Here is a 10,976-nt window from a genome sequence, read left to right on the forward strand (position 1 = left end):
CTCACCCCTCCCCGCGACAATCTGCCATATCCGACAGATCAGCTCCGTCAATTGCTCCGCATCCAGGCCTGTAGTAGAGTCGTACCGCATCGGCTTCCCGTTCCGAAAATAGCGAGCTTTGGAACTTCTATTCTCCCGAATGGGAAGCCGATGCCTCGGAACGACACGCCCGAATCAGACCTTATGAATAACGCTCGCAGAAGACAACGTCTATCGGCTGAACTATGAGGCTTATGCAAAATTCGGGTAGGGCTTCACAAAAGCCCTGGTCAGAGGCTCGTTCGCTGGGTTTGCGAGGGGATTTTGCATAAGCCTCTATGTGACCGACAAAGGCGCGTTCCGCCAAGGCACTAACCTGGCAGAGCAGGAGTACACCAACGTGCCCACCGGTTCGAAAGCTCTCGGCGATGGAGTCTTCCTTGCCGAGAACGGTGACCTGTACAGCGACAACAAGGTCTTGGACACCGGCGTGAAGTCCGCTGTCTTCAACTACACCGACGATAGCGTCTACCGCATCAACTGGACGACCGAGAAGGGCGCGTTCCGCCAGGGTACCAACCTCGCGAAGGAGTCGTCCAAGAACGTCCCCGGCGGTTCGACCGCGATCGGCGACGGCACGTTCCTCGCCTCGAACGGCGACCTCTACCAGTCGGACAAGGTCTACCAGAAGAACGTGACGTCCGCCGGATTCACCTTCATCGAAGGTGGCGGCTACCGCCTCACCTACGTGACGAAGAAGCCGACCTGCGCGTAAGCAGCAAAGCATTCGATCACGCGGCCACAACTTCGTGATCGAAGAACGGTACAAGAAGGCTGGTCCCTCCTGAAGGGGATCAGCCTTCTTTTCTGCGCCGCCCAAGCAGACCGATGGATCCCTGCCCTGCCCTCCGCTCGCCCCGGGGACGGCTCGGGCTTCGCCGATCGATTCACATCGCACTCGGACTACCCGGAGGAGAATCACCTCTCACGGGGCACACTGTCACCTCATGCCTAGAGACGCCGCTGGTGTCACCAGACAGGTCGAAGCCCACGTCGCGAGCGCTCCGGCACCTCCAATGGGCCGCCCGAGGCGATCAACGAGGGAGTGGCGCCCGATTCGATCGGACGCCACTCTCCTTGCGGCTTCGACGATCAGCAGCTCTGGTTATTCGAGGTCACGTAGTTCATGTAGAGACCATCCTTCGAATCGTAAGCGATCTGCGATGCAGACGTGACTCCAGTGGCGATGAGCTCTCCTGCATTGTAGAGCTTGCCGTCGTTGGTCAAGAACATCGACTCTCCCAGCGCGGTGGCATCCTTGAAGCCTGACGCCTTCTTCGTCGACGTGCCGGTCGAGTCGCCGGACTTCCTGTAGTAAAGGTAGACATCGCCCGTGCTCGTGACGTAATCCATGTAGATTCCGTTCGCGCTGTCGTACGCCAGCTGAGAAGCGGACGTGACATCGGTTGCGATAGTCGTGGTGGCGGAGACGAGATCTCCGGAGGAAGTGAGGTAGAAGTTGTCGCCGAGGGCAGTGGCGCCCGTCTTGCCCGTCGTGACAGAGCTGCTCGAGCCGGTGGTCTGGTCGCCCTTCTTGTAGAACTGACGGACCTCCCCGCTCTTCGTGACGTAGTCGATGTAGATCGAATTATCTGAGGCGTAATTGACCTGAGAAACGGACGCGACATCGGTGCCGATAGCCTGCGAGCCGAAGTAAAGAGCCCCAGCGGACGTGAGATAAATGCCGTCACCATAGGCGGTGGCATTCTTCTCATCCGACTTCGTGAGGCTGCTTGCTCCGGTTGTGTTGCCCGAGTCCCTCTTGTAGATGCGGACCTCGCCGCTCTTCGTCACGTAGTTGAAGAACATGTTGTCGGCCGAGTCGTACTCGACCTGCGAGACAGAGGTGACGTTCGTTCCGATCACCTCGGGAGAGCCCGACGGGGCTCCGTTGAGGAGCTGACCGTCCGACGTGAGGAAAATCTGATCACCGTAGGCCGTAGCACCCTTATAACCAGCGCGGATGATGCTGCTTGAACCCGTCGACGCTCCAGGAGCGTGATAGTACCGGCGCACGGCGTACGCCGTCGAGGTCGCAGGTGCCGAGCCGGAAAGCGAGTCCGAGGTGGCGGTGAAAGTGGTCGACTTCTCTCCGGTGGGCACCTTGATGTTCGGAAGGGTGATGAGGCCGGAGCTGTCGGTGGTGGCGGAATAGGTGGTCGTTCCGTCGGCGAAGGTGAAGCCGTCCTTCAGGGTGACGGTCACGACCTTTCCCGCGTCGGCCGTCGTGCCGTCGGTCGTGCGCTTCACCTGGACGCCCGTGATCGTTTCGCACGCGTTGCCGCTGTACGAGTTCTGGGTAAATGCCAGCGTCGGCGAATTCGACGCCGCAGCAGCCGGCGTACCGACGGACATCGCCACAACCGGAACGGTCCAAGCGGCGCCCTTCACGATTGTGCGGCGGTGGACGCCATCGGCGGAGGTAACGGTCCAGTCGGATGAAGCGACGATGACGTCGCGGGTTTTCTTCGGCATGAGATGCTCGAACTTTCTTTTCGGGTGTGCATTCGGACAACAGAGCGCCCGATCACCCGAGCGCCTCCTCGATTCCGCCCTATCGGGGCTAGCGCCGCGCGAAACGTACGCAAACACGATGTACAGACGACGCCAACACGAACCGGCGCCTCGACCGGACCCGTGTCGAGCGCCACCGCCAGGCCTACGCGGTCGGATTCCGATCCGCCCTGCTTGTCGCCTGCTCTTCGGGCCGGGGTGGACATCGACGCGAAGCACGAGGGACGTCGACGCGAAGGGGACAGCCCGATCCCGTGGGCGGCTTCTACCCCGTGGAGACACTCTTCTCTGTCCGATCCGCAGAGAGAAAGCGCACCAACCGCATGACCAAGAAGACCCGCGACCTCATCATCGCCTCCTCCGACTGGACCATCCCCGCCGAGGACGGCGTCCACCGCCGCACCATCGTCAAGGGCGCAGCGTGGACCGTCCCCGTCGTCGCCATGTCCGTGGCCACACCGGCCGCCGCAGCATCCGACTCGCCGACACTCGCCTTCACGCAGGCGAAGTACACCGGCACCGGCTGCGCCACCATCACGAGCGTGCAGGTGAAGCGCACGACTGACGGGACCACCGCGGACCCGGGCAAGGTCGTGACCGTGACCCTCAGCGACGGGTACACGTTCGCAGACGGCACGACGAGCTACTCCGGGACGACAAACGCGAACGGCCTGATCACTCTTCCGGACATCAAGGTCCCCGCGAAGGGCGGCGACAGCAGCTTCGGCGCGTCGTCCGACACGCTTTCCGCGTCGGCACCCGTCTCGAGCACCTCGACGTCATCGTTGTACCGTCGGAACCTCACGACCGGCTCGGTCGACGGACCGGACACGGTCCCCGGCGACTCGACTGTCGTGGGTAACTACGCGTCCCTTGCTCCCGACGGCACCCTCCACGAGTTCGACAACGCGACTGCGGTAGCAAAGAAGGTCACGTCGGCCGTCAGCCAGGTGGGAAACAACGGAAACCGCTACGTCACGTACATCATCGGCACCACCCTTTACCGGAAGAACCTCAACACGGGGACTTCCGACACGACGGACACCATCCCCGCCGACTCCACCGTCGTCGGCAATACCGTCTCGCTCGCCCCGGACGGTACCCTGCACCAGCTTGGCGAGAAGACTGCGATCGCCACCGGCGTCACCTCTGCCCTGGCAGAGATCGGCGGTAACAACGGGACGTACGTCACCTACATCGTCGGAACGAGCCTCTACCGGAAGACCCTGAGCACGGGGGCCGTCAGCGATCCGGACACCGTCCCCAAGGACTCGATCGTGGTCGGAAATACCGTCTCACTCGCTCCCGACGGCACCCTCCACCAGCTCGGAGTGACGACCGCGATCGCGACCGGAGTCACGTCTGCAGTCGCCCAAATCGGTTCGAACAATGAGACCTACGTCACCTACATCGTCGGGACGAGCCTCTACCGCAAGAATCTGAGCACGGGGAAGGTCGACACCTCGGACACCGTGCCCGCGAATTCGACCGTCGTCGGAAACCTCACTTCCCTTGCCCCCGATGGCACGCTCCACCAGCTCGGCACGACGACGGCAATCGCCACCGGTGTCACCTCTGCGGTCGCCGACATCAATCCCGCGAACAATGATTCCTACGTCACCTATGTGAAGCCGGCCTGCTGAGAACGATTCGATCCGGAGCGTGATCACTCAATCGGTCGGCTTGGATCGCCGAAGGACCACTCCGTAGAACCAGCTGACCGCTACCACCACAGATCAGTGGGGGCCGCCGAACCATCCCGGTTCGACAGCCCCCACTTCTCCATGTCTACGGCCTTCTCTTCCGCCAGCGGGAATCGCCGGCGAGACGGAGGTAGCCGCCGCCCGAGGGAACGGCCACGCCCTGCCGAGAAGCCACTCGGCTGTCGCTTTTTCCCGACTTCTCTGCGGAATCGTCCCGATCACCGCCTCCACGGTTCCGCCGACGCGTGTCCACCGCGAACCATGAGGGCCGTCCGCATTCGACGAGCCCTGGAGGCCCTATGAACGACTCGACCCCCCGCACTCCCCGCGAGATCCGCATCGACGACGGCTGGACCATTCCCGCCGAAGACGGGGTCCACCGCAGAACCCTGGTGAAGGGCAGCGCCTGGACCGTCCCGGTGCTGGCCCTGTCGGTGGCGACCCCCGCCGCAGCAGCCTCGGGCTCGCCCACCCTCGCCTTCACGCAGTCCTCCTACAGCGGCAAGGCCTGCGGCACGATCACCGGGGTGCAGGTGAAGCGGACGACCGACGGAAGCACCGCCGACCCCGGCAAGGTCGTGACCGTGCGGCTCGCCGACGGCTACACCTTCGCCGACGGCTCGACCACGGTCTCGCGCACGACCGGAACCGACGGCCTCGTCACACTCCCGGACATCACGGTCCCCTCATCGGGCGGCGACAGCGCGTTCAAGGCGGCCTCGGACTCGCTGACAACCTCCGCGCGGGTCTCGTCGACCGCGTCGGACAAGACCGGGATCTACCTCTACGACTACGCGAACAAGAAGAGTTCGGACGTCGTGACGGACTCGGCTACCGCGAAAACTATGGTTTCGGACGGCGCGGATACCCAATTCTACTACCAGAATTCAGATGGGACGATCCGCGACTCCGGTGGAAAGATCCTCGAAGGAACGGAATCTGGGGTCAGCACCGACCCGGCGCTCTTCTCCGCCTCTCGCTGGGGCAACAAGACTACAGTTGCTTACAAGAAATCCGACGGGGTCTACCTGCGAGATTACAGCGGCAAGAGCACGTCCGGGCCGATCAAGAACTCGGCGAAAGCAGTGAGAGTTATCTCAGACGCCGCAGGCTCTCAGCTCTACTTCCAGAACTCCGACGGCAGCCTCTATGACGCGAGTGGCACCCCTATTGAGGGCACCGAATCGGGAGTCAGCACGGACGCCGGGCTCGTGTCCGCCTCGCGGGTGAACAACACTTCCACCCTCCACTACAAGAAGTCGGACGGAATCTACTCCTACGACTACTCAAAGGGAGAGACATCGGGACCGATCACCGACTCAGCCACAGCGACGCGGTTGATCTCCAACGCGAACTCTCATCAGTTCTACTTCCAGACCTCCAACGGAAAGATCTACGACGGGAGCGGTAAAATCATCCCGGGCACAGAGAACGGAGTGAGTACCGACACCACACTCATCGCGGCCTCCCACGTCAACAACCGCTCGACCATCCACTACAAGAAATCCGACGGGATCTACTCCTACGACTACGAGAAGAAGGCCACGTCCGGGCCGATTGCCTTTTCGTCCGACGCGAAGTCGATCATCGCCGACGCCGACAGCAACCAGTTCTACTTCCAGACGCCGAACGGCACGATCCGTAACGGCAGTGGCGAAGCGCTGACGGGAACCGACACCGATGTGGACACAGGAGACGGCCTCGTCTCCGCCTCTCTCCTGAGCAACCGGACGACGATCGCCTACAAGAAGTCCCCCGCCTGCAGCTGACGGGAGCGCGCGCCTATCCCTGCTGAGATGAGGAGCGCACGGACATCAGCGCGGCGGTCGGGCCACAGCGCCCGGCCGCCGTGCTGCCGTTACTTTTCCCGGCTGCTCCGCCACAGCTGAACCACCCCGATGCTCCCGGGACCCGTCGCAGCTCCGAACCTATTCGCAGATGGCCGCGGCGAGCTCCGGATCCGGGTCTTCGCTGAGCACGATGATCAGGGCCTCGAGAGCCGCCTCCGCCTGCTGCCGCGCGCCGGGTCTCGGCCGTCGACGCGCGGCGGCACCGGCGGCTCGGAGCAGCTCGCGGTGCGCCTGGAACACCTGGTCCTCGCTGTGCACGGTCGCCATCAGGTGCCGGATGTCGGTGAAGTAGCGGTAGAGGCTCCCGATGGAGACACCTGCCCGCTCCGCGACGTCGCTCGTCGCCGGCCAGGCACCGCGATGCTCCCGCACGAGTTCACGCGTAGCGTTCACGAGCGCATCGTAGGTGTGCCTCGCCCGGGGCTGTAGGGGGGTGATGATCGAATCACGCTCAGTCGTCGTCACGATGTCGAGCGTGCCTGAATCCGGGACGTCGTGCGCGCGGTGGCGCCATATGCAGGAGGACCCGCACCCCCTCACGCGGCGGTCGCGGACGGCGGAGGGGATGGCGTTAGTCGCTCCGGTTCAGGTCGATCGCGCGAGAGGCGGTGCGCAGCGCCCGCAGCGAGCGGAAGCCCGACAAAGCTGCGACCCTCTCCAGCTCGACGGGGGACGGCGAGCGCCGACGATCCAGCATCCGACGAGCCGCGGCCACTCGTTCGCGCCGGATCTCGGTGAGAGGAGTGCTGCCGATCGCGGCGAACGCGCGATGCAGTAGCGCGGGCGAGACGGCGAGCGCGGTGGCGAGGGCCGTCACGCTGAAGTCCGCCTCCGCAGCGCGGCGGCCGATCGTCTCCCGAGCCCTGCGCAGGAGTGCGGCGTAGGGCCCGGCGACCTCGCTGCCGTAGTCGGCGCAGCGCAGCGCCCCTCCTGCCGCCGCCTCGATCACGTCTCTGAGGTGCTGCCACTCGGAGCAGTCGATGCTCGAGGCGATCGTGAGGGTGAGGGAGCTCGCGCTCACGAGGAGGCGCAGGGTCCCCGTCTCGGCCGAGATGCGGGTCGGGACGGTGCCGTTCTCGACCGCGTACCGGCCGGTGAACCGCTCCCCCAGCTCCACCTCGACAACACCGTAGGGTCCGACGCTGCGCAGCTCCACGCGGCAGTCCCGCGGCATCGCCAGCGCGTCGCCCTTGTCCAGGTCCCAGCTCTCCGCGCCCCGGGTGACATGCACGCCCCCGTCCACCACGATCAGCAGCGCTACTCCGCTCCCGCTCGAATGCCGGATGAGCGACGGGGCGTTGTGATAGAAGCGGCCCAGCGAGAATTCGTCGATGACGACCCAGTCACCCACGACACGCAGATTCGACGACGTGACCGCAACGCAGTAGTTCTTCGCGGCCAGCCACTCCGCGGCCTCCTCCCGGACGAGGGACATTCCGCTCTCCCGCCGGACGTCGTGACAGGACGGCATTCGGACCTCCGTGCGGCGGATCAGGACAGAGCAGCCGTTCCGGGTGCTCCCCTCATGATGCGCAGGCCGCGACGGCCGCCCCCGCGAGAGGGCGCCTCGCTACCGGATCCTCTCGGAGAACGACCCGGATCCTCTCCGATCGGCTTTCCAGTTCCTTCGCGGCGCCGGAGTATCCCCACGATGTGAAGCGTCCTGATCACCGAGCACATCGGAGTACTGCATGAAGAAGCCGACCACCACCCGCACCATCACCCTGAGCGAGGGCTGGAGCATCCCCACTGAGAACGGAGTCGGGCGTCGGACCCTGGTGAAGGGAGCCGCCTGGGCTGTCCCCGCGGTCGCCGTCACCACCGCCACGCCCGCCGCCGCCGCCTCCGGATCGCCGACGCTCGCCTTCACCCGGTCCTCGTACAGCGGGACCGCCTGCGGCACGATCACCGGGGTGCAGGTCAAGCGCACGACCGATGGAACGACCGCGGACTCGGGCCGCTCCGTGACGGTGAAGCTCGCCGACGGCTACACCTTCACAGACGGAAAGACCTCCTACACCGGGACGACCGGCTCCGACGGGCTCATCACGCTTCCGGATATCTCGGTCCCGGCCCGAGGCGGGAAAAGCACCTTCGCGGCGACGTCGGATTCGCTCTCGGCCTCGGCTCCGGTCTCGGCCGACCCCTCCGCCGACAGCGGCCTCTACGTCTACGACGCGGGCTCGGGCCAGACCTCCGGGCCGGTGAAGAACTCGGCGGACGCGATCAAGGTCGTCGCCGTCAGCACCTCGGCAGACCTCGTGTTCCAGAACTCGAATGGCACGATCTACGGCGACGACGGCACTGCCCAGAAGGGCACCGATTCCGGCGTGGACACGAAGGCCGACCGCGTCTCGATTCGGACGAACAGCAATGCCGAGGTGTGGTTCAAGAAGTCCGACGGGCTGTACAAGTACGACGCGGGCAGCGGCGCTGTCTCCGGACCGGTCAAGGACTCGGCGAAAGCGATCAAGGTGATCTCGACGTCCGGGCGGGGGTCGCTCGTGTTCCAGAACTCCGACGGGAGCATCCACGGCGACAACGGCGCAGTTCAGACGGGCACCGAAAAGGGAGTCGACACCGGCGCCGACCTGGTCTCCATCCGCACCGTCGACGGCCAGGACCAGGTCTGGTACAAGAAGTCCGACGGCCTCTACGTCTACAACGCCGGCACCGGAAAGACCTCCGAGAAGCCCGTGGCGAATTCGGCCGACGCGATCAAGATCATCTCCCGCTCTGGGTCTGCGGCGCTCGTGTTCCAGAACTCCGACGGGAGCATCCACGGCGACAACGGCGCAGTTCAGACGGGCACCGAAAAGGGAGTCGACACCGGCGCCGACCTGGTCTCCATCCGCACCGTCGACGGCCAGGACCAGGTCTGGTACAAGAAGTCCGACGGCCTCTACGTCTACAACGCCGGCACCGGAAAGACCTCCGAGAAGCCCGTGGCGAATTCGGCCGACGCGATCAAGATCATCTCCCGCTCTGGGTCTGCGGCGCTCGTGTTCCAGAACTCCGACGGGAGCATCCACGGCGACAACGGCGCAGTTCAGACGGGCACCGAAAAGGGAGTCGACACCGGCGCCGACCTGGTCTCCATCCGCACCGTCGACGGCCAGGACCAGGTCTGGTACAAGAAGTCCGACGGCCTCTACGTCTACAACGCCGGCACCGGAAAGACCTCCGAAAAGCCCGTCAAGGACTCGGCGGACGCGATCCGGATCGTCTCGAGTCCCGGATCAGCGGGACTCGTGTTCCAGAACTCGGACGGGAGCATTCACGGCGACAACGGCTCGGCGCAGCCGGGGACGGCCTCCGGCGTCGAGACAGGAGCGGATCTGGTCGCGATCCGGCTGATCAACGGTGCCCACCAGGTCTGGTACAAGAAGTCGCCGCCCTGCAAGTGATGCTGATCACCGCGATTCCTCCAGCGCTGCTGTAGCGCCGCGCGGCGTCGCTGTGACTGCGGCTGCCCGCCCTTGTCGTGGTGGGCAGCCGCAGCCGTCCCCTGTCGCCGCGGGCGCTTGCCCGTGCCGAGGAGCGCGTTCTAGCGTGGAGGGATGTCGGATGCGAAGGAACGGGCCGCCCGGTACCGGGTCAGCGGCGCGGTCGGGGAGGAGCCGGAGCAGCCCGTCTTGCCGGAGGACCCGAGCGAACGGGCGGTGTTCGTCGAGACGGCGATCCAGCTCGCGATCCGCCGGGGCGATTTCGACGATCTGCCGGGCTCGGGCAAGCCGCTGCCGGACCTGGGCGCGGCTCACGACCCGGACTGGTGGATCCGCCGCAAGATCGAGCGCGAGAACCTGACCGGGATCGGCCCGGCCGCCTTCCTCCTCCGCTCCGAGGACCGCACGCTCCACGAGCGGCTCGACCGCCTGCACCGCGAGGACGAGGTGCGCGCCGAGCTCGCCGACTTCAACACGCGGGTGATCGAGGCGCGGCGGCAGCTGCTCGGCGGACCGCCCGTCGTCACGCCGCTCCGGGACGTCGACGCGGAGGTCACCGCCTGGTCCGAGCGCCGCGCCGCCCGCACCGCGGCGGCCCTCGCGCGCGCTGAGGCCGAACCCGAGCGCCGCCGCCGGTGGTGGTCGCTCCGGCGCTAGTCGGACTCCGACTACCTCGCAGCCGAGGCCGTCGCCGCGTCAGGGTCGACACGCGCGTGCCCGGCGTGGATCTGCTGTCCGACGGTGTGGTGGAGCGTGCTTCCGTCTACACCGTCACCGCGTGGCAGCTGGCGACCGGACTGCGGCTGCTGCGCCGTCCCCGGAGGGCGGTCGGCTCCACCGCTCCGGCGACGTGATCACCGCTCCTCGCGTCGCTGTGTCGAACGCGGCCCTGCGTGCGGTGAACACGATGGCGGATCATCCGCTGCCCGCGATGCTCCGCGAGGGCCTGGTCGCGACGGTCTCGAGCGACGACCCGCCCTACTTCGGCGGCTACGTCGACGGGAATGACCGCGCGCTGGTGGAGGAGCTGGGCATGGACGACGCGCAGCGGCCTGATCACCACCGGCGTGCTGCACCTCGGACGCTGACCCTTCAGCGGTTGTCGCGGCGGTAGCGAGCCTCTCGGCCGGCGATGTGCAGACCGAGTCCGGAAACCCCCGCGGCGAACGCGACGAGCACAGCGACGAACGCGATCTCCTCGCCCGCTCCGACGGCGACGGCGAGTCCGATCAGCGCGAGGGCGACCACCACGGCTCCGACGATCTCCAGCACACTCCATCCGGTCATAGCCCCAGCGTGCGGGCGTCGCGGTCCGACCGCAAGGGGAGAGCGAGCGCCCGACCCCGCAGGAACCACGCTCGCCCCGCGCCCGCACCCGCACCTAGGCTCGACCGCGTGACCGCCTCCGCCCCGCACCCCCACCC

Annotated in this window: 11 protein-coding genes; 7 read left to right on the plus strand and 4 right to left on the minus strand. The window is 65.8% G+C overall.

The features are described from left to right. The first annotated feature begins 319 nt into the window (after positions 1 to 319). Positions 320 to 754: a hypothetical protein gene (locus tag C5D07_RS14470; protein ID WP_146076810.1), complete on the plus strand. Its 435-nt coding sequence runs from the start codon at positions 320 to 322 to the stop codon at positions 752 to 754. 377 nt (positions 755 to 1,131) lie between these two features. On the opposite strand, the gene C5D07_RS14475 is transcribed toward C5D07_RS14470, so the two are convergent. Further along, positions 1,132 to 2,514 carry a hypothetical protein gene (locus C5D07_RS14475; RefSeq protein WP_104259630.1) on the minus strand — a complete coding sequence of 461 codons (1,383 nt, stop codon included), beginning with the start codon at positions 2,512 to 2,514 and terminating at the stop codon, positions 1,132 to 1,134. 362 nt (positions 2,515 to 2,876) lie between these two features. Here C5D07_RS14475 and C5D07_RS14480 point away from each other — a divergent pair, with 362 nt between their 5' ends. Then, entirely contained in the window at positions 2,877 to 4,196 is a 1,320-nt protein-coding gene (locus C5D07_RS14480; protein WP_104261924.1) for an autotransporter outer membrane beta-barrel domain-containing protein, read from the plus strand. 359 nt (positions 4,197 to 4,555) lie between these two features. Continuing rightward, the gene (locus C5D07_RS14485; RefSeq protein WP_104259631.1) at positions 4,556 to 6,025 is read left to right on the plus strand and encodes a hypothetical protein; all 1,470 of its coding nucleotides are present in this window, start codon (positions 4,556 to 4,558) and stop codon (positions 6,023 to 6,025) included. A 159-nt stretch (positions 6,026 to 6,184) separates the two neighbouring features. On the opposite strand, the gene C5D07_RS15850 is transcribed toward C5D07_RS14485, so the two are convergent. Both C5D07_RS15850 and C5D07_RS14495 read right to left on the minus strand, forming a co-directional pair. Continuing rightward, positions 6,185 to 6,499, minus strand: a complete 315-nt coding sequence (locus tag C5D07_RS15850) for a TetR family transcriptional regulator (RefSeq protein WP_167542378.1) — start codon at positions 6,497 to 6,499, stop codon at positions 6,185 to 6,187. A gap of 178 nt (positions 6,500 to 6,677) precedes the next feature. Continuing rightward, the gene (locus C5D07_RS14495) at positions 6,678 to 7,541 is read right to left on the minus strand and encodes a hypothetical protein (RefSeq protein WP_104259633.1); all 864 of its coding nucleotides are present in this window, start codon (positions 7,539 to 7,541) and stop codon (positions 6,678 to 6,680) included. A gap of 256 nt (positions 7,542 to 7,797) precedes the next feature. On the opposite strand from C5D07_RS14495, the gene C5D07_RS14500 reads away from it, so the two are divergent. The 4 genes from C5D07_RS14500 to C5D07_RS16280 all read left to right on the plus strand — a co-directional run bounded on the left by C5D07_RS14500 (position 7,798) and on the right by C5D07_RS16280 (position 10,666). Further along, the gene (locus tag C5D07_RS14500) at positions 7,798 to 9,513 is read left to right on the plus strand and encodes a ligand-binding sensor domain-containing protein (RefSeq protein WP_104259634.1); all 1,716 of its coding nucleotides are present in this window, start codon (positions 7,798 to 7,800) and stop codon (positions 9,511 to 9,513) included. Between the two features lie 153 nt (positions 9,514 to 9,666). Next, positions 9,667 to 10,209: a DnaJ family domain-containing protein gene (locus tag C5D07_RS14505; RefSeq protein WP_104259635.1), complete on the plus strand. Its 543-nt coding sequence runs from the start codon at positions 9,667 to 9,669 to the stop codon at positions 10,207 to 10,209. Positions 10,210 to 10,265: 56 nt separating this feature from the next. Continuing rightward, complete coding sequence (locus tag C5D07_RS15855; protein ID WP_170063558.1) at positions 10,266 to 10,406, plus strand: hypothetical protein; 141 nt, start codon at positions 10,266 to 10,268, stop codon at positions 10,404 to 10,406. Continuing rightward, positions 10,403 to 10,666 (plus strand): hypothetical protein, encoded by a 264-nt coding sequence (locus tag C5D07_RS16280; protein WP_373408368.1) that lies wholly within the window; start codon positions 10,403 to 10,405, stop codon positions 10,664 to 10,666. Before C5D07_RS15855 ends, C5D07_RS16280 begins: the two co-directional genes overlap by 4 nt. Here C5D07_RS16280 and C5D07_RS14515 read toward each other — a convergent pair. Then, a complete protein-coding gene (locus C5D07_RS14515) occupies positions 10,645 to 10,839 on the minus strand; it encodes a hypothetical protein (RefSeq protein WP_068255060.1) in 195 nt (64 codons plus the stop codon). The genes C5D07_RS16280 and C5D07_RS14515 overlap by 22 nt on opposite strands. Positions 10,840 to 10,976 lie beyond the last annotated feature (137 nt).

Origin of the sequence: Rathayibacter tritici, assembly GCF_002932875.1 — a bacterium.
Lineage (GTDB): Bacteria > Actinomycetota > Actinomycetes > Actinomycetales > Microbacteriaceae > Rathayibacter > Rathayibacter tritici.